Annotated in this window: 16 protein-coding genes; 11 read left to right on the plus strand and 5 right to left on the minus strand. The window is 41.3% G+C overall.

What is annotated here, in order from left to right; translation table 11 throughout:
- Positions 1 to 23 precede the first annotated feature (23 nt).
- Complete coding sequence (hemE, locus tag ACNKW3_RS09875) at positions 24 to 1,088, plus strand: uroporphyrinogen decarboxylase (RefSeq protein WP_427399128.1); 1,065 nt, start codon at positions 24 to 26, stop codon at positions 1,086 to 1,088.
- 3 nt (positions 1,089 to 1,091) lie between these two features.
- Here hemE and queG read toward each other — a convergent pair whose 3' ends face one another.
- Entirely contained in the window at positions 1,092 to 2,246 is a 1,155-nt protein-coding gene (gene queG / locus ACNKW3_RS09880) for a tRNA epoxyqueuosine(34) reductase QueG (protein ID WP_427399129.1), read from the minus strand.
- 6 nt (positions 2,247 to 2,252) lie between these two features.
- Here queG and ACNKW3_RS09885 point away from each other — a divergent pair, with 6 nt between their 5' ends.
- The 9 genes from ACNKW3_RS09885 (at position 2,253) to hflC (ending at position 11,968) form a co-directional block, all read left to right on the plus strand.
- Positions 2,253 to 3,752 (plus strand): NAD(P)H-hydrate dehydratase, encoded by a 1,500-nt coding sequence (locus ACNKW3_RS09885; protein WP_427399130.1) that lies wholly within the window; start codon positions 2,253 to 2,255, stop codon positions 3,750 to 3,752.
- A gap of 16 nt (positions 3,753 to 3,768) precedes the next feature.
- Complete coding sequence (gene tsaE / locus ACNKW3_RS09890; protein ID WP_427399131.1) at positions 3,769 to 4,233, plus strand: tRNA (adenosine(37)-N6)-threonylcarbamoyltransferase complex ATPase subunit type 1 TsaE; 465 nt, start codon at positions 3,769 to 3,771, stop codon at positions 4,231 to 4,233.
- A gap of 10 nt (positions 4,234 to 4,243) precedes the next feature.
- Entirely contained in the window at positions 4,244 to 5,575 is a 1,332-nt protein-coding gene (locus ACNKW3_RS09895; protein WP_427399132.1) for an N-acetylmuramoyl-L-alanine amidase, read from the plus strand.
- Positions 5,575 to 7,293 carry a DNA mismatch repair endonuclease MutL gene (gene mutL, locus ACNKW3_RS09900; protein WP_427399133.1) on the plus strand — a complete coding sequence of 573 codons (1,719 nt, stop codon included), beginning with the start codon at positions 5,575 to 5,577 and terminating at the stop codon, positions 7,291 to 7,293. The genes ACNKW3_RS09895 and mutL overlap by 1 nt, the downstream gene beginning before the upstream one ends.
- Entirely contained in the window at positions 7,286 to 8,212 is a 927-nt protein-coding gene (gene miaA / locus ACNKW3_RS09905) for a tRNA (adenosine(37)-N6)-dimethylallyltransferase MiaA (protein ID WP_427399134.1), read from the plus strand. Before mutL ends, miaA begins: the two co-directional genes overlap by 8 nt.
- Before the next feature lie 69 nt (positions 8,213 to 8,281).
- Entirely contained in the window at positions 8,282 to 8,530 is a 249-nt protein-coding gene (gene hfq, locus ACNKW3_RS09910; protein ID WP_427399135.1) for an RNA chaperone Hfq, read from the plus strand.
- Positions 8,531 to 8,544: 14 nt separating this feature from the next.
- The gene (gene hflX / locus ACNKW3_RS09915; RefSeq protein WP_427399136.1) at positions 8,545 to 9,831 is read left to right on the plus strand and encodes a ribosome rescue GTPase HflX; all 1,287 of its coding nucleotides are present in this window, start codon (positions 8,545 to 8,547) and stop codon (positions 9,829 to 9,831) included.
- Positions 9,832 to 9,946: 115 nt separating this feature from the next.
- Positions 9,947 to 11,086, plus strand: coding sequence for an FtsH protease activity modulator HflK (gene hflK / locus ACNKW3_RS09920; protein WP_427399137.1), 1,140 nt, complete (start codon positions 9,947 to 9,949; stop codon positions 11,084 to 11,086).
- Positions 11,087 to 11,089: 3 nt separating this feature from the next.
- Positions 11,090 to 11,968: a protease modulator HflC gene (gene hflC / locus ACNKW3_RS09925; protein WP_427399138.1), complete on the plus strand. Its 879-nt coding sequence runs from the start codon at positions 11,090 to 11,092 to the stop codon at positions 11,966 to 11,968.
- A 77-nt stretch (positions 11,969 to 12,045) separates the two neighbouring features.
- On the opposite strand, the gene ACNKW3_RS09930 is transcribed toward hflC, so the two are convergent.
- Genes ACNKW3_RS09930 through ACNKW3_RS09945 form a run of 4 tightly spaced genes read right to left on the minus strand, consistent with a single transcriptional unit; the run spans position 12,046 to position 16,999 of the window.
- Positions 12,046 to 14,184: a putative bifunctional diguanylate cyclase/phosphodiesterase gene (locus tag ACNKW3_RS09930; RefSeq protein ID WP_427399139.1), complete on the minus strand. Its 2,139-nt coding sequence runs from the start codon at positions 14,182 to 14,184 to the stop codon at positions 12,046 to 12,048.
- Between the two features lie 4 nt (positions 14,185 to 14,188).
- Positions 14,189 to 14,683: a Rab family GTPase gene (locus tag ACNKW3_RS09935; protein ID WP_427399140.1), complete on the minus strand. Its 495-nt coding sequence runs from the start codon at positions 14,681 to 14,683 to the stop codon at positions 14,189 to 14,191.
- Positions 14,684 to 14,705: 22 nt separating this feature from the next.
- Entirely contained in the window at positions 14,706 to 16,451 is a 1,746-nt protein-coding gene (locus ACNKW3_RS09940) for an OmpA family protein (protein WP_427399141.1), read from the minus strand.
- 23 nt (positions 16,452 to 16,474) lie between these two features.
- Positions 16,475 to 16,999, minus strand: coding sequence for a hypothetical protein (locus ACNKW3_RS09945; RefSeq protein WP_427399142.1), 525 nt, complete (start codon positions 16,997 to 16,999; stop codon positions 16,475 to 16,477).
- Between the two features lie 234 nt (positions 17,000 to 17,233).
- On the opposite strand from ACNKW3_RS09945, the gene ACNKW3_RS09950 reads away from it, so the two are divergent.
- Positions 17,234 to 18,847, plus strand: coding sequence for an AbgT family transporter (locus ACNKW3_RS09950; RefSeq protein WP_427399143.1), 1,614 nt, complete (start codon positions 17,234 to 17,236; stop codon positions 18,845 to 18,847).
- Positions 18,848 to 18,859 lie beyond the last annotated feature (12 nt).

Raw genomic sequence — 18,859 nt, forward strand, 5'->3', positions numbered from 1 at the left:
AATTATTTGTATAAGAGAGAAATATGACAGGCCTGAAAAATGACCGCTATTTACGTGCACTATTAAAACAACCCGTTGATGTCACACCCGTGTGGATGATGCGTCAAGCAGGGCGTTACTTGCCTGAGTATCGAGAAATTCGAGCAGAAGCAGGTAATTTTATGGCCTTGTGTACCAATCCTGAATTAGCATGTGAAGTTACATTACAGCCTCTACGTCGGTTTGAACTTGATGCGGCCATTCTGTTTTCCGATATTCTCACCATTCCTGATGCTATGGGACTAGGTTTATACTTTGAACAAGGTGAAGGTCCCAAGTTTAAAAAAACAATTACTAGCGAACAGGATGTTAAGAATTTGCCTGTTCCAGATCCCGAACTATCATTGACTTATGTGATGGATGCGGTTCGCACTATTCGAAAAAATCTTCAAGGTAGCGTTCCTTTAATCGGTTTTTCAGGTAGTCCTTGGACCTTGGCGACCTACATGGTTGAAGGCGGTTCTAGTAAGGCTTTTACCAAAATAAAGAAAATGATGTTTAGTTCACCTCAAACCTTGCATGCTCTATTGGATAAACTAGCTGATTCAGTTATTTCATACCTGAATGCACAAATCGCCGCTGGTGCTCAGTCTGTTATGGTGTTTGACACTTGGGGAGGCGTTTTAAGTCCAAGAGATTACAAACTATTCTCATTGCAGTATATGCACAAAATTGTCGATGGACTTACTCGCGAGTATGAAGGTCAGAAAATCCCAGTGACGCTATTCACCAAAAATGGCGGTATGTGGCTTGAGCATATTGCAGCTACAGGTTGTGATGCTCTAGGTTTAGATTGGACCATAGATATTGCCGATGCTAAAGCCAGAGTAGGTGACAAAGTAGCCTTACAAGGAAATATGGATCCTTCCGTTTTATATGCACCTGCGGAGCGTATTGAGCAGGAAGTGCAGGATATTTTACAGGGATTTGGCGAGGGGACAGGGCATGTGTTTAATCTTGGACATGGTATTCATTTAGATGTACCACCAGAAAATGCCAAAGTATTTGTAGACGCAATACACAAATATAGCGCTCAGTATCACAAATAAAATCTAAGCATCTCTAGGCAGGCCTTTACGGACGGTTCTGGCCAGCCTTGCTTGCTGACGATTGACTTGAGCTTTATCAGCGCCGTCTGATTTTTTTCTTTGTTGCTGGTCCAGCGCCCAACGATAATGCTGATTAAGTGTATCATTGGATTCTTTGTCTAAGGCAGCGCTGAGTGCACTTTCTATAGCCTCAGAGTAAGGCGCGTTGCCTAAGGCTATGGAAATATTTCGACGCCATTTGATAATGCCGATGCGACGAATGGGCGAGCCCTGAAGCTTTTGCATAAATTCTTCTTCTGACCAATAAAACAGACGCAATAAGTCTGCATTTTTTAGCCCATACAAATCGTTAAACCCTGTTTCTTGGGTAAGTTGTGCCTGCTTATTGTAAGGGCAAACAAGCTGACAATCGTCACACCCATAGATGCGGTTTCCCATTGCTGTCCTGAAATGTTCAGGAATAACACCTTCATACTCTATGGTTAAATAGGAAATACATTTATTGGCATCAATGGTGTAAGGTGCCACTATTGCATTTGTTGGGCATATAGAGATACATGCATTGCAACTACCACAACCTTCTTCTACTGGCTGGTCGACGGGTAGGGGTAAATTAATAAAAATCTCACCTAAGAAAAACCAAGAACCCGCTTCTCGATTCAATGTGAGTGAGTGCTTACCAGTCCAGCCAATTCCTGCTTTCTCGGCAAATGCATGTTCAAGCACAGGGGCTGAATCAACAAAAGGCCGATAGTCAGTATCTGTAAAATGTTCGGTGATTTTCTCGGCTAATTGCTTTAGTCGTTTGCGGATTAATTTATGGTAGTCTTTGCCTAGCGCGTAGCGACTGACAAAAGCTTTCGTAGGTTGTTCTAAATTGTCGGCAAAAGCTGCATCATCTGGCAAATAGTCCATGCGCACACTTATGATCCTTGATGTGCCCGGATGCAATCTTTCTGGATATAGACGTTTTTCGAGATTTCGTTGAAAAAAATCCATTTGCCCGTGGTATCCTTTGTCCAACCAAGCTTGTAAATAGTCGCTATGTTGACCAAGGTCAAGATCACTTATACCAACTTGTTGGAAACCTAGCGATTTCCCCCACGCCTTGATATTGTTTGCAAGTTGAATTAGGTCAATTGTTGGAATTAAGGACATAAGCTCATGTTAGACAAAATAAACGCACCCAGCTTAACACAAAAACTCTATCGGGCTGATCAGGTTCGTTTGCACGAAAAATCTGCCGCCGAAAAACTTGGCCTAGAAATGTACAGCTTAATGCAACGTGCTGGCAAGGCTGTTTTCGAAGAATGTGTAAACTTAATTCCTAATGTGGACCGTTATCTAGTATTGGTAGGCGTTGGCAACAACGCAGGGGATGGATACGTTGCCGGACTGCAAGCAAAAATTGCCGGTAAAAACGTTACTTTATGCGCTGTAGACCCTAAGCGAGAATTGTCGGGTGATGCAGCAAGAGCACGTCAAGAATGGGAAGCCAATGGAGGAAAAGTTGAAACCTTCAGTCCTGATTTACTTGAAAAAGCCGATATTGTGATTGATGGCTTATTGGGTACCGGCATCAATGGCATCATCCGAAATGAATATGCAGACGTTATCGATACCATCAATCACTCAGATATCCCCGTGGTAAGTATCGATGTGCCTAGCGGCTTAGATGCAGATACAGGCGAATCACTTGGCCGCTGCGTACAAGCAGATGTCACAGTGACTTTTATCGGCATTAAAATGGGCCTTACAACAGGTGCTGGTAAGCAATCCTGTGGCAAATTAGTGTTTAAAGATTTAGGGGTAGGCAAAACTTTCGCTTCTTTAGCCAGAAGTGATGCCCGAGCCTTAGATATGAAGCATTTTAGAGGCATGGCACCAAGAGATATAAATAGCCATAAAGGCAGTTATGGTCGATTGCTATGTATCGGCGGCAATGCAGGTATGTCTGGCGCAATTCGTCTAACCGCAGAAGCGGCGTTGCGCACCGGCACTGGTTTGGTCAAAGTGTTTGCTCATGAAGCGTCTAAAGTGCAGATTTGTGCTGGCCGCCCAGAACTTATGGTGATAAGTGAAGGTCTAGAAGATGCATTGGAGTGGGCAACCTGTATCGCACTTGGACCAGGCTTAGGAAGAGATGATTGGAGTAAGTCAATATTCGATAAGGTGATGGAATATACTCAACGAAATCCAAAACCTATAGTGGTTGATGCAGATGCGTTAAATCTAAAAGCCGTAAATGCCACTTTCGTATCTCTGCCTGATTGTGTTGTTACGCCGCATGCTGGAGAGGCGGCTAGACTGTTAAACGTGAGTATAGATGAAATCGAATCCAATAGATTTAATTATGCCCGGTTGTGCGCACAAAGATACGATGCAGTATGTGTATTAAAAGGCGCTGGAAGTATTATTGATGATCAACGACATTCTTGGGTATGTCGCCATGGTAATCCTGGTATGGCAACAGCAGGAATGGGGGATGTATTAACCGGCGTCATCAGCTCACTCATGGCCCAAGGCATCGATAAATCAATGGCTTGTCAATTTGGGGTATCATTGCATGCTAAAGCAGGTGACATGATTGCTGAGGAATATGGTCAAAGGGGTATTATTGCCAGTGATTTATTCCCTAAAATCAGATTGCTAGTCAATCAATAAGGTTAATTAAGGTGTTATGCAAGTTACAGTCAATGTCAATGACGAAACCCAAACCCAAGCGCTTGCTGTAGGGTTTGCTCAAAACTTAAAAGCGTCCGGTTTAGGTGGCGCTGTTATTTTTTTACATGGCGATTTGGGGGCCGGGAAAACCACTTTTTCTCGTTTTTTGCTACAATCATTAGGTCATGATGGAAAAGTGAAAAGCCCTACTTATACATTGGTTGAACCCTATAATATTGCCGGCATGGATGTTTTTCACTTTGACCTTTACAGATTAGCAGACCCCGAAGAACTTGAGTTTATGGGGATAAGAGATTATTTTAATGCAAATGCTTGTTGTTTGGTGGAATGGCCTGAAAAAGGTGGACATTTATTACCAACAGCGGATGTTGAACTTAATATCCTGTTTACAGAACAGGGGCGGTCCTTTGAATTTAGCGCGCTTAGCGAACGCGGTCGCCGTTATATTGCGAACCTATAAGAATAATAAAATGCAACTAGGGTTAGTGCAAAAAATTGTCACGTGGAGCATAGGAATAAGTTTTATCCTATTTTCTACTGTGAGTTACGCCGATAAAATTACCGATGCTAGATTTTCTCATGCAGCGGACACAAGCCGTTTAGTCTTAGAATTAGAAGACGCCCCAAGCTTTACTTACTTTTCCCTGAAAAATCCAGATCGTCTGGTAATTGACTTACAGGATGTGAAACGGAATTTCGATTTTACATCGGTGGGAATCACAGGTGCACTGGTCTCGAAAATTCGTCATAGTAAGCCAAAAACAAAAGCTGATACCCGTCTTGTTATTGAGTTAACCAAGAAACCAAATGTAACCTTGTATGCCTTAGCAAAAAATGACGATTTTCCCGATCGTTTGGTCATAGAAATGGTCGATCCTGATCCTGTTCCAGTGTTGATTAATAATCAAGGGCCTGACCGCGATAAGGATATAATTGTTGTGGTTGATGCCGGACACGGCGGCAATGATCCTGGCTCTATTGGACCCTCTGGAAGTTACGAAAAAAATATTACCCTAAGCATCGCTAAAATGCTGCAGGACTACATCGATAACGAACCAGGCATGCGCGCCATTATGACGCGTACTGGGGACTATTATATTTCGCCCAATGACAGACCAAAATTCGCGGCCAAAGAACGAGCAGACTTGTTAATTTCCATTCATGCCGATGCTTTCACCACACCTCAACCACGAGGGGGTTCAGTGTGGGTGTTATCCAAAGGTCGCGCAGACAGTGAATTGGGTCGGTTACTGGAGCAGACGGAAAGAAGCTCTGCTTTACTTGGAGCTGCTGCGGGTGTAATTGAAGATAGAGATACTGAGCGCTACTTCGCAGAAACTATTTTTAACATGTCGATGGATTTGTCTCGTGCCTCTAGTTATGAATTGAGCAACAATGTCATTGGGCAAATGAAGAACATCACTAAAATGCACAAAAGGTCGCCACAAAGTGCCAGTTTAGCTGTGCTTACAGCATCTGAAACTCCTTCTATTTTGGTTGAAGTGGGTTTTATCAGTAATCCTCAAGAAGAGAAAAATTTAAATTGGGCACAGCACCGCAAGCGTTTAGCCAATGCGATGTTTGTTGCAATTAAGCAATTTTTCCAGAAAACGCCACCAGATGGCACATTATGGGCTCAGTGGAAAAGTGAGAAGCCCAAGCAACATAAAGTAGAACGCGGTGACTCCCTTTCTCTTCTGGCACAACGATATGGTGTTACGGTTGGGCAAATTAAGACTGAAAATAACCTGAAATCCGACGTTGTTCGCGTTGGACAAGTATTAAAGATCCCGCGCGCCTAATGACCACTGAAGAAAGTCGTCAAATACGGATACTACCGCAACAATTAGCCAATCAAATAGCTGCTGGGGAAGTGGTAGAGCGGCCCGCATCCGTAGTTAAAGAATTAGTTGAAAATAGTCTTGATGCCGGCGCGTCCTCGATTCAAATTGAAATCGATATGGGAGGACATAAACGCATATGTATTCGCGACGACGGAAAAGGCATAGCAAAAGATCAACTGTCCTTGGCATTAAGTCGACATGCCACCAGTAAAATATATTCGTTGGATGATTTGGATGCCATTATGAGTATGGGATTCAGAGGTGAGGCGCTTGCTAGTATCAGTTCTGTGAGTCGTTGCACCTTAACCTCAAAAACTCAACATCAAGAAGCTGCTTGGCAAGCTTCCGCCGAAGGCTCTGACATGGTGGTGGATATCATTCCCGCAGCTCATCCTAAAGGTACTTCAGTAGAAGTCATCGATCTTTTTTACAATACGCCTGCGCGCAGAAAATTTCTGCGCGCGCCCAAGACAGAATTTCAGCACATTGAGCAAATCGTCAAGCGAATCGCGCTAGCTTACCCTCAGATCAGTTTCGAACTTAAACACAATGGTAAACGGGTATATAAATTTACTGGCACCGATCAACAAAAACGCATACTTCAAGTGTGTAAGAATAAGTTTTTGGACGCAATGCTTCCGCTAGATTATGCATATGAGCAAATTAAGATCAGTGGCTGGATCACGCCGCCGGGAAATGGCTTTGATAATAATGAAAATCAGTTTTTGTTTATCAATCATCGCATGATGAAAGACAGGCTTTTAATGCATGCATTGCGTCAAGCCTATGAAGGCATGTTGCCAGACGCAAAGCATCCTGGGTTTGTGATTTTTTTAGATATTCCGCCAAATGAACTGGATGTGAACGTGCATCCTGCAAAACATGAGGTAAGGTTTAGAGAGTCTCGACATGTACATGATGTATTCTACAGCGCTATTAATCAAAGGTTGATTTCAGATTCAACTGAATCATTTGATAAAGAGTCGCAACCAACAGATATACATGAGCCTAGCCATAATTATATTCGTCCTTTGAATACTGAAGTGGTCAGCACTACTAACCCTACAAGGCAGTCTCTAGGTGGCGGTTATAGTTTTAATAAGCCCTCGGCTAGTCATATAAAAAAAGCCAGTCAATCTTATCACCAGTTAATGCAGGTAAGCTCACAAGACGAACAAGGAAATTCTGAGCAATTTATCTTAATCAAAGATACCCTTCTAATAAGTAAGAACGAACAACTTTGGGCGCTTAAAACAGATAAAATTGCCCATGCTCTGTTAACTAAAAGGTTAGATACTGACGCATCCGAAAATGGCATAACAATGCAGCCTTTGTTGATGCCGATTTCGGTATCCGACACAGGTTTCGCGCAATTTAAGCAAAAATTACAGGATATGGGGTTTAACCTACACCAACATAACCAAAAATTGATGCTAAAACAGGTGCCAAGTTTTTTACGCAGTTTACCGTGGGCGCAGATATTTCCAGCATGGGTGTCATTCCATCCAGATTCTGAAGCAGCTTTGCTAACAGGATTAGCGAAAGCTTGGTGTCGCTCCGTGGTTTTGGACCATACTCTTGTCAAAAGTTGGATAATAGAATTGGGAGACAGTTTTACATCCGTGTTGCAACTTAGTGGTCAGCAAATTCAAATAGAGTCTTTGCTAGATGACTGACCCGCTACCAAATGCTATTTGTATCATGGGACCAACAGCTTCTGGCAAGACTGATTTGGCGATTGAACTTGCACAACACATAAATGGTGAAGTGATCAGTGTTGATTCGGCTTTAGTGTTTCAAGACATGAACATAGGCACAGCGAAACCAACTATGGACGAAAGGCAAGGGATACCGCATTGGTTAATTGATATATTAAGCCCAGAACAAAGCTATTCTGTCTCTGATTTTATTATTGATGCAGAAAGTAAAATACGGGAGATTCTGGTTAAGGGCAAAATTCCAATACTAGCGGGTGGCACCATGATGTATTTCAATGGGCTAATCAATGGCATTTCCCAAATCCCAGCCAGTGATGCTGTCACCCGAGAAAAAGTAAAATCTTTAATTGAAGAACAGGGCCTTGAATCTGTGCATGCGCAATTGGCGCAGATAGATCCAGAAGCTGCACAACGATTGCATCCAAATGATACCCAAAGAGTATCAAGGGCGATGGAAGTTTATTTAGCAACTGGCCACTCGCTCACTCATTGGCAACAACAAAAAGCAACACCTTCTGAATTCAATTTTACTCAATTTGCTATTATGCCGACCGATAGAAGCCTTCTGCATCAGGCGATTGAAAGGCGTTTTGATCTAATGTTGGAAAAAGGATTTATTGATGAAGTGAAGTTTTTATTAGAAAAATATCAACTACACGAAGACTTGCCAGCCCTTAGAAGCGTGGGATATCGTCAAATATTTGAGTATTTAAAGGGTAAAACAACCTTTAACGAAATGCGTGAACTTGGTATTATTGCAACACGTCAACTTGCCAAACGCCAAATAACATGGCTAAGGGGTTGGGAAAATTTGACGAACTTAGAAACTGGTGATATAAAAAATTTATCCATAGTTCTTAAAAAAGTGGGTACATAATACCTTTTTTTTGGTGTACACTAAATATTCACATGGGTAACAAAACATAATAATAAATAAGGACATAGAATGGCAAAAGGTCAGTCTTTACAAGACCCATTTCTAAACGCACTTAGAAAGGAACGCATACCAGTTTCAATTTATCTGGTAAATGGGATTAAACTACAGGGTCAAGTGGAGTCATTTGATCAGTTTGTAGTGTTGTTAAAAAATACTGTGAGTCAGATGGTATATAAGCATGCTATCTCAACGGTAGTGCCTTCACGCGCTATTACAATGCCCACAAATCACGGTGATAGTGAGGGCAATCAAGATTAATTGGAGTTTACTGTTTGTTTGATCGTTTTGAAGCGGGTGAAAACGCTGTACTTGTTCATGTAGATTTTTCGGACGATCAAACAAAGGAAGATATCCAAGAATTGCAAATGTTGGTGTCTTCTGCTGGTGTAAACCAGTTGGCCGTTCTTACTACCAAGCGTAATGCACCACATGCCAAATATTTTGTGGGCAGTGGTAAAGCGGAAGAAATCGCCGAAGCCGTTAAAGCATTAGAAGCTGATGTGGTTATCTTCAATCATTCCTTATCTCCTGCACAAGAAAGAAATATTGAATCCTTAGTCAAATGCCGTGTGTTGGATCGCACCAGTTTGATTTTGGATATCTTTGCCCAACGAGCACGTACTCACGAAGGTAAGTTGCAAGTTGAACTTGCGCAATTAAAACACTTATCTACGCGTTTGATCAGGGGTTGGACACACTTAGAAAGACAGAAAGGTGGTATTGGGCTTAGAGGTCCAGGTGAAACCCAGCTGGAAACAGATAGGCGTTTAATCCGCGGGCGTATGAAAGCTATTATGCGTCGCCTTGAACGGGTACAAAAACAGCGAGAACAAGGGCGTCGTTCGCGCCAACGCGCTGAAATACCAACAGTTTCTTTGGTTGGCTATACCAACGCTGGCAAGTCAACGCTATTTAACAGCATTACTCAGGCTGGCGTATATGCGGCTGACCAATTATTTGCCACCCTAGACCCAACCTTGAGAAAAATTGAGATCAGTGAAATCGGCCCAGTTATTTTAGCGGATACAGTTGGATTTATTCGCCATTTACCTCATGATTTGGTGGCGGCGTTTAAAGCAACTTTGCAAGAAACCCAAGAAGCAGACTTACTTTTACATGTGGTTGACTATTCTGACGGTCAATATAAAGAGAATATGGATCAGGTCAACAATGTATTAGAAGAGATTGATGCTCTAGAGGTGCCTCAACTCATTATTTGTAACAAAATCGACCGCTTAGAAGCTGTTTCGCCAAAGATTGATAGGGACCAAGATGGTAATCCCATTAGGGTTTGGATTTCAGCTGCTCAAGATCAAGGTATTGATTTATTAAAAAATGCCCTCACTGAACGTCTTAGACGGTCCATGGTCAATTATACATTATGCATTCCACCTGATGATGGAAAAATTCGTGGTATGTTGTATGAGTTGAATTGCATCTTGGAGCAAGAATATTCAGACAAAGGCGATTGGGTGGTAAATGTACAGATGCCAACAGCGGACTGGCATAGAATGGATAAAAAAGTCGATAATCGATTAAGCCAATATATTGTGCATTAATATTGTTTTCACACTTAGTTGACCTTTTGTTACAGTTTTCGTATCGATTGGTAAAACTATTCGAGTTTTAATCTAGTATAATAACTAGCTAACGTATTTATTGGAGTATGAACTTATGGCTTGGAACGAGCCTGGCGGTAATAACGATAAAGATCCTTGGAAAAACAAAGGCGGTAATGATCAGGGGCCACCTGATCTTGATGATGTATTAAAAAACCTCTTTGGTAAATTTGGTAAAGGTAAATCTTCTGGTGGCGGCAGCGGTAACTTCGGCGCTAAAGGCATTGGCCTAATAGTCGCAATAGCCATCTTTATTTATGGTTTAACAGGTTTCTACACCATTAAAGAAGCGGAACGAGGTGTATTACTGCGCTTCGGTGAGTACGTAGGACTGGTAGATCCAGGTCTACAATGGAAGTTCACTTTTATTGATGAAGTGATTCCTGTCAATATTCAAGAGATTAACTCACTATCTTCTCGTGGTGCTATGTTAACAGACGATGAGAACATGGTAAGTGTAGAAATGGAAGTGCAATACCGAGTAATGGACCCCCAGCAATGGGTATTCTCGGTGGTGAATCCCAGAGTTAGTTTAAGTCACGCTTTTGATAGTGCTATTCGTTATGTGATTGGTCATTCAAACATGGATGATATCTTAACAGGCGGTCGTGAAGATATTCGAGGCAGAGTATTAGAAGAACTTCAGGGAATAATTGAACCTTACAAAATGGGTGTTTCAATCATAGATTTAAACTTCTCAAACGCGCGTCCACCGGAAGAAGTGCGTGAAGCCTTTGATGATGCTATAGCTGCTCAGGAAGACCAAGTTAGGTTCATTCGTTTAGCTGAAGCCTATGCCAAAGAGCGTGAACCAGAAGCTCGCGGTGTTGTGAATCGTATGCTTGAAGAAGCTCAAGCTTATAAAGAGAGAGTTATCCTTGAAGCACAGGGTGAAGTGGCACGCTTCGAAGAGTTATTGCCTCAATACGAAGCTGCGCCTGAAGTAACACGTCAACGTTTGTACCTAGAAACTATGGAACAAGTGTTTGGTAACACCAGTAAAGTCATGGTTGATACTGAAGGTGGCAATAACATGATGTACTTGCCATTGGATAAGATTATGCAACAACAGCAACAAAATACAACGAATAGAACTTCAACTAGCACTACACCTAGTCGTTTCCAAGACATAAACGATAGTTCTAGCAGTTCTAGCCAATCAAGTAATCGTAGTAGTAGACAGGGGAGAAATTAGTCAATGAAACCATTTGCAGCAATCCTCTTAGTAGTCGCATTATTGCTTGGATATAATTCTCTCTTTGTTGTCGAGGAAGGCACAAGAGCCATTGTTATTACTTTCGGTAAAGTAAAAATGGATGATTCTGGCACGCCTGTGGTCTATGAGCCGGGTCTACACGGAAAGATCCCGTTTTTTGCCCGCGTACAACGACTAGATGCACGCATTCAAACCTTGGACGAACGTGCTGACCGCTTTGTTACCAGTGAAAAAGAAGACTTAATCGTTGATTCTTACGTTAAATGGCGTATTCAAGACTTTGCTCGTTATTACCTGTCGACTGGCGGAAACATTATGCAAGCAGAAACCCTGTTAAAGCAAAAAGTAACCAACGGTCTACGTTCTGAATTTGGTACACGTACTATTAACCAAATTGTTTCTGGTGAACGTTCTGAATTGATGGATGATGCGTTAACACAGGCCAGCAGTAGTTCGAATGAACTGGGTGTTGAAATTTTAGATGTGCGAGTTAAGCAAATTAACTTACCAACTGAAATCAGTAACAACATCTTTAACAGAATGCGAGCTGAACGTAACGCAGCTGCTCGAGAATACCGCTCTAAAGGTCAGGAACAAGCAGCCATAATTGAAGCTAATATAGACGCTAAAATCACTGTAATGTACGCAGATGCTGAACGAAATTCACGTCAGTTACGCGGTGAAGGCGATGCTATTGCAGCTGAGATATATGCCAATACTTACAACAAGAACCCAGAGTTTTATTCGTTCTTAAGAAGTATGGATGCGTACAGAGCAAGCTTTAACAGTAAAAATGACATTTTGGTTGTAGAACCAGACAGTGACTTCTTTAAATATATGAAGCAAGCATCTGGCAAATAATACACCAAGCTATTTGCATATCGAAAGCCTCTTTAAGTAGAGGCTTTTTTTTGCCTGAATTTCGCTATTTCAAGCTATTAATGGTTAGCTTGATATAATTTGTTAAAGTCAGCTACCGAGCAAGGCTCACCAAACAAAAAACCTTGTACTAGATGACAATCATGATTTATCAGATAACTCTCTTGCGCTGGGGTTTCTACTCCTTCGGCAATTACCTTCAGTTTAAGGTTATTTGCCATAGCAATTATGGCATTGACTATAGCTTGATCATCTTCACTATTGGCCAAATCAATAATAAAAGAGCGATCAATTTTTAAGGTATCAATGGGTAGATGCTTCAAATAAGAAAGTGAACAATAGCCGGTACCAAAGTCATCAACTGAAATACTGATACCAGAGTCTTTAAGTTCCTTCAGGAACATTTTTACTTTGTTGTAATTATTAATTAATACACCTTCAGTTACTTCTATTTCGAGTAAATTGGGCGCAATATTCTTTTGCGTAATGACGTTACGGAAAAAGCCTATAAGATTAAGATCATAGATTTGTTTAGGTGAAAAATTCAAAGAAATCGGCACTACAATTTGGGCTTTTTTCTGTTGAGTTAAAATATCGCATACTTGGGTAAAGACCCAGCGACCAATGGTGTTGATAAGCTCCGACTTTTCAGCGATGGGAATGAACTCTTCAGGCGATATAGTTTCGCCGTTTAAATGCCAACGTAATAAAGCCTCTGCTTTTATAATTTGCTTACTGTGCAGGTCATAGATGGGCTGCAAAAATAGTTCAAATTGATCTTTCTCGATGGCATGTTTCAGCGCTTCTTCTAACAGAATACGTCGTCGAGATTTGCGTTTTAAGGCTTCGGTGTAAACTACCACATCATTACTCATTGACGCTTTTGCTGTAGACAGTGCTAGGTCAGCACAACCTAATAATTCTTCGCTATTGATAGCATTTTGTGGAAAGTGTGCGACACCAATTTTGACTGACAGTTCGCAACGGCTATTGCTTTTGGTATATAAGGGTTGGCGACAAATATTGCTTATATCGCGAGCGAGCATTTCAATATTGTCTTGATTTTCATTTAGAGTGTCAGGGTCACTCGCATTCTCTAGTCGACGCATGATCATAAATTCATCGGCGCCAACACGGGTCATAAAGTCGCCCTCTTGCAATATGGCAGAGATACGTTTTACCATTTGGATCAAAAGGTCATCACCATCAAGATAACCATATAATTCATTGACGCTTCTAAAATTCACAATATCGATATTTAACAATGCCACAGCTTGTTTGTTATCTACTAACTGATGCAACTCTTGCCAGAAGAATTGTCTGTTTGGTAAGCCCGTAAGCGGATCATGTAGCGCCAGTTCTTCGTTGGTCTGAAGAAGATATTTTACTCGGGAGATGTCGCTAATTGTGAAAATCCAAAAAGTGCTAAACCCTATTCCATTTAGTACAGGATGAATATTTACCTTTAGCCATTTATGCGGCGTCGGCGGAGAATGCCAATACAGTTCTCCAGCCCAAGATGTAGTACCCGATAAAATATCTTCAGAAGCTCCGTATTGCCGATCTACTAGCCCCTTAATAGTGGCTAAGATATCAAACGTTTGGTTACTCGGGCTTTTTTCGAATATTTTCCATGCTGCTGGGTTAACTTCTTTAATTACGCCTACTGAATCTGTTATTAGAACACCTATGTCAGCTTTTCTTATCGCGTCAAGTATAGGCAATTCGGTTTTTGCTTCGGCAGATTCAATTAGAAGACTTCGAATTCGTTCACTTAAATAGTCATGGCGTTCAATGACTTCATCGTTGGAAATAAGTAATTCGCGCGCTATCTGTAACGTTTCTTTTTGTTGGTGATAAAGCTGAGCCTGATTCTTAATGATTAAAAACTGGCCTTCGGTTACATGTGCGGCGATGGCCTCTAAATAGAGTTCACCATCAGCCGTAATTTCTGTCCAGATACCGCTTTCAATCTGCCCTTGTACTTGCTTGCGCCAATATTCATTGGCATCGAACATGAAGTCATCTAAAAATAATGATTGAGAATCAATGTTAACTTGTTGGCCAACAGCAAGATTTTTGAATAATTGACTAACCCATTCATTTTGCGCATAAATCATCTCAAACAAATTATCTTTTAATCGTTTCAAGATAATGCAATCAGCAATTCCTAAAGATTTAATCAGCGATAGATGCATAAGACTAGCTCTCTGTGATTAATTTGCCTATTTGCTCAAACATTTCTTCTACCGACTGTCCTGTTTTAGCACTGGTGGTAAATATACGGTCAAAACTTTGCGCGTGACTGTCTACGATGGATTGATCCCATTTTATTGATTGGGGTAAATCGTCTTTGTTAATAGCTAAAATACTTGGTACATCAAGATGTTTTTTCGTTAATGAATAGATTTCCATTAATTCTGAAACAGAGCTAAAGCGGGATTTATCAGCAACGAAAATGAGACCAGAAGCGCCACGCAGGTAGCGCGGATTAAAATGGCTATATTTATCTATGCCCTCTAAATCCCATATCATAAGTTGCACGGGGCGAATGCCATTTATTAGCAGTTTTTTGTCTATTTTTACGCCAATAGAGGTTAGGTATTTTTCTGAAAAAATACCCTCTACAAACTGCTTAATTAGACTGGTTTTGCCGACCCCTGTAGGTCCTAAAACACAGATTTTCTTCTGCAACATAATCGTCTGATTATCTCTTGAGTTAATAGAGTGCGGCGAAGATGACCTTCCTAGCATTTGAATTCTTTCCTGATGTTTCTATTTGGCTTGCTGCGACCGAAACAACTTCAGTTTCAAGTAAACCACGACGCAATAACTCTCTTCTGACTTTACTTGCCCGTTCAATACTTAGCACTTCATTTCTTGACTGTGCGCCAAGTGTATCGCTAGCCCCAATGATTAGCAATGTCGGCGTAATTTGAATATTTTCAGCCAGCTGCTTCAATCGCTGAAAAGTACTCACCACTTCATCTAGTTTTGATTGAGCTTGTGGATGCATAGTACTCTGGTTTACGTCAAATAGCACCTGAATACTGGCCAGTTGCGCACTTAACTGGCCTATCATATTTCTAATCATAGGTGCAGTAGATTCATTACTTGAATTAAGCCTGTCTTGTTTTAGCGTGGGCATGCCAATACGATCAAGGTCAATACCTGGAATGGCTGATAATGATTTCTCTAAAGCAATCACATCAGAATATTGTGCGCTTTGTAAAGCTTCAATTTTTCCTTCATTGTAGTTAAATCGAGGATCTTCTTTAATTAACGTTTGAATTTTATTGTCAATAACCTCTGGAGCATCAGAAATGAAAGAAATTTCATTTACCTGAATCCAATCAGCTGGGAGGTTAAGAGACTCCAGCCATTGGCTCACAGAAATGGCAGACTTATCCCGTAGTAAGGTAAGCTCTATGTCTTGCAATCCTCGCACACTCGCACTTGTTACCACAATACCATTATTAGTGTTTGATTCTCTAAGAGACGATGCAACATTCGAAGTTTGCCAACTTAAATAAGCATACCAGCCTGCCAGTCCAGCTAGAATTCCGATAAATACCCAAGCAAACCAGGCTTTTTTTGGGGGGGTACTTTTTTCTTCAAACAACAAACATTCTTCGAGAATTGGCGTGGTTTCGGCGAAGGGCGTTTTGTCACCATCAAAATTCTGAATTTCCTTAATATAGAGTTTGTGGATGTACTCTAAGGTTGATTGCAATTTTGCTTTTGCAGAAGGAGAGATTGAACCTGTTACCGATGCAACTAATGCTACTGACGGGCCTTGCTTAATAAATAAGGTAAAATCATCGGTTTTAATTTCGTCTAATTGCTGATCGTGTTGCAGTTTGGATGAAAATGAATCCGCGACAAAATCATTTATTGCGGTGAGCATGGCGGAAACCAATTCAGAATTTTCATCAACTTCATTGGTTAGATTCACCGCATTTAGTAAAGCACCAGTTTCCTTGTGAATTAACAGCACATTGTGGATTTGAAACACATAGGTTTGAGATGCAACGTAAGTAGCGTAGGGCATTCCTGCTCGCCATGCGCGATAACGCCAGAAAATGGACTCCATAGAAACTGATTTTTCGATAATTTCATTAGTCTTCTCAATAAAATCTCTTAAGCTAGCGGCTACATATTTTCTGACCAAGTCACCAACTAACGGAAAAATGTAATTCAACATTTCACCACGTTGTCGGGTGAATGAATGCTGCATACTTTCTTCAACAACTGGTATTAAAACCTTAGACACACTCTGATCGGTTAATTCTCGATCTCGGATCGCTTCGGTCACTACCTCTTTGACCATTTCACGAGTGTTTTCCTGCAGTTCTGCTTGATGCTCTGTCAATGGTTGATGTAGCAACAGATAACGAAGTTTTTCGAGATCCTTCTCTGCCTGTTGTTTTAATTCTTCGGGGTCGTTATCCACTAGTTTTGACATAACTATAAGTCAGGTGATTTTTATCAATCACCCGCCTCTAGATTATTAGCAACATTTGCCAATAATTGGGCCAGCGTTTTACGATCGGTTTTACTGGTGGTTAGCTCGTTGGTAACGGAGTCTAACTTCGCCATTAAGCGTTCTACCGCGTCTTTTAGCTCTCCTTGCAGTTGATTAACCTCTTCATCCAAGCGTTTATGCAATTGTTGAGCATCGTCTTGGGCAGCGTTTTCGGCCATTTCCAATTGGCTACTTAATGAATTTGTGGTGTCTAGGAATGCCTGTTTGTTACTCTCTTGAATTTCGTTAGATTGTGAAAGTTTAAGTAATAAATCCGCTTGATTGTCAGCCATATTCTGCTGGACCAGGCTGAATTGCTCCGAAAAATGAGTCTGTAACTTAGACATTTCATCGGTCAAACGTTGATTTAATTGCTCAATCTTAGCGTCTAGTTCTTGTTTGGCCGCACCAAAAACAATTAATCTAAGTTGTTCTAGATCGTTCAAGGGGTCATTTGACGCGTTATCAGGAATCACTTTTGTTGCCATAATAAAAGTCCCTTAGAATTTTGGCGATAATTCATACCTAGTTCAGGTATAAGCTATTATAACTGTATACAATTTAAGCGCTTCACACAATTATATATGAAAAGCTTTTAGAACTTAGGTAGTATAGCCGAGTTAGGGAAAAAAGAAGCCATTGGCTGTAAAAAACTCTTCGCCTTTACACCTATTAAAAATACGACAGATTTAAAAATAACAATAAAATGAGGAACCTGCGTTTTGTCTAAAAGCTCAACAACGGAAAATTCACAACAAAATAATTCACCAAACAACAGTGGATGGTTTTCAAAATTTCTCTCCACGGTTGAGTGGCTAGGAAATTTATTACCTCATCCTATTACGTTGTTTGCTTCTTTGGCTTTATTTATCGTTATTCTCAGCGGTATTTTGGGATATTTCGATGTATCCGTACTCGACCCTCGTCCAGTGGGTGCTAAGGGCCGAGAGGCAGATGGGGTCATTGAGGTCATCTCTTTACTCAATGCAGAAGGTTTGCAACGCATTGTCACTGGCTTAGTTACCAATTTTACTGGTTTTGCGCCACTTGGCACTGTATTAGTGGCTCTTCTTGGCGTCTCGGTGGCTGAACATTCTGGTTTGTTGGCTACCATTATGCGCGCAATGGTAATGAATGCTTCTAAAACCGCAGTAACTGTAGTGGTGGTTTTCGCCGGCGTGGTCTCCAATACTGCATCAGAGTTGGGCTACGTGGTCTTAATTCCTTTGGCAGCTATGATCTTCCATTCTTTGGGCCGACATCCTTTGGCGGGGCTTGCCGCTGCTTTTGCCGGTGTTTCCGCAGGGTATAGTGCAAACTTACTATTAGGTACAGTTGATCCCTTATTGTCAGGGATTACCCAAGACGCGGCTAGAATGATAGATCCAGAATACATTGTAGGGCCTGAAGTTAATTGGTATTTCATGTTTGTTAGTACCTTTTTAGTGGCCGCTATGGGGGCTTTTGTCACTGAAAAAATTGTAGAACCTCGGCTAGGTAAATATGACCCCTCTGAGGCTGCCATAGATCTTGGGCAACAAAAAATGGAAGAGCCCAATGCCCAAGAAATAAAAGCAATGAAGTGGGCAGGGGTAGCCTTTGTGGTCGTCTGCGGTATATTGGCGCTAACCATAGTGCCGGAAAATGGTATTTTACGTCACCCAGAAACGGGTGCAGTTGCTGGTAGTCCATTTTTAAAAGGAATTGTGGCTTTTATCTTTATTACCTTTGCAATTCCAGGTTTTGTGTATGGCCGAATTGCTGGGACCATGAAAAATGACCGGGACATCATTGATGCCATGGCGAAAAGCATGGGGTCTATGGGGCTATACATCACCTTAGTGTTTTTCGCAGCTCAATTTGTGGCCTTTTTTAAATGGACAAATCTTGGCACTGTGTTGGCAGTGAAAGGTGCCGCTTTCTTACAAGCTACCGGCTTCGATGGACCTGAAGTATTTGTGCTATTTATTCTCATGTGTGGCGTTGTGAATCTATCCTTAGGTAGTGCTTCAGCTCAATGGGCGGTGACGGCACCTATTTTTGTCCCTATGTTGATGCTCATTGGCTTTGCGCCTGAAACTATTCAAGCGGCATACAGAATAGGAGATTCTGTGACCAATGTAATTTCACCTATGATGAGTTACTTTGGGCTCATTTTGGCCATAGCGGCCAGATACAAAAAAGATTTGGGAATGGGTACTCTAATTGCCACTATGTTGCCTTACACCCTAGTCTTTATTGTTGGATGGTCCATATTATTTTATATTTGGGTATTCTTATTCGGCTTCCCTGTTGGTCCAGGTGCAGAAACCTACTATACCCCGGTGACAGGCTAGTATTTGGCAAAA

It is taken from the genome of Glaciecola sp. 1036 (assembly GCF_050306235.1).
GTDB lineage: Bacteria > Pseudomonadota > Gammaproteobacteria > Enterobacterales > Alteromonadaceae > Glaciecola.

Excerpts from the sequence above, each read along its gene's own strand:
- ACNKW3_RS09940 (WP_427399141.1), bottom strand. The coding sequence starts at position 16,451 with ATGTCAAAACTAGTGGATAACGACCCCGAAGAATTAAAACAACAGGCA.
- hflK (WP_427399137.1), top strand. The coding sequence starts at position 9,947 with ATGGCTTGGAACGAGCCTGGCGGTAATAACGATAAAGATCCTTGGAAA.
- miaA (WP_427399134.1), top strand. The coding sequence starts at position 7,286 with ATGACTGACCCGCTACCAAATGCTATTTGTATCATGGGACCAACAGCT.
- hemE (WP_427399128.1), top strand. The coding sequence starts at position 24 with ATGACAGGCCTGAAAAATGACCGCTATTTACGTGCACTATTAAAACAA.
- queG (WP_427399129.1), bottom strand. The coding sequence starts at position 2,246 with ATGTCCTTAATTCCAACAATTGACCTAATTCAACTTGCAAACAATATC.
- ACNKW3_RS09945 (WP_427399142.1), bottom strand. The coding sequence starts at position 16,999 with ATGGCAACAAAAGTGATTCCTGATAACGCGTCAAATGACCCCTTGAAC.
- mutL (WP_427399133.1), top strand. The coding sequence starts at position 5,575 with ATGACCACTGAAGAAAGTCGTCAAATACGGATACTACCGCAACAATTA.
- ACNKW3_RS09895 (WP_427399132.1), top strand. The coding sequence starts at position 4,244 with ATGCAACTAGGGTTAGTGCAAAAAATTGTCACGTGGAGCATAGGAATA.
- tsaE (WP_427399131.1), top strand. The coding sequence starts at position 3,769 with ATGCAAGTTACAGTCAATGTCAATGACGAAACCCAAACCCAAGCGCTT.
- hflC (WP_427399138.1), top strand. The coding sequence starts at position 11,090 with ATGAAACCATTTGCAGCAATCCTCTTAGTAGTCGCATTATTGCTTGGA.
- ACNKW3_RS09885 (WP_427399130.1), top strand. The coding sequence starts at position 2,253 with ATGTTAGACAAAATAAACGCACCCAGCTTAACACAAAAACTCTATCGG.
- ACNKW3_RS09935 (WP_427399140.1), bottom strand. The coding sequence starts at position 14,683 with ATGTTGCAGAAGAAAATCTGTGTTTTAGGACCTACAGGGGTCGGCAAA.
- ACNKW3_RS09930 (WP_427399139.1), bottom strand. The coding sequence starts at position 14,184 with ATGCATCTATCGCTGATTAAATCTTTAGGAATTGCTGATTGCATTATC.
- hfq (WP_427399135.1), top strand. The coding sequence starts at position 8,282 with ATGGCAAAAGGTCAGTCTTTACAAGACCCATTTCTAAACGCACTTAGA.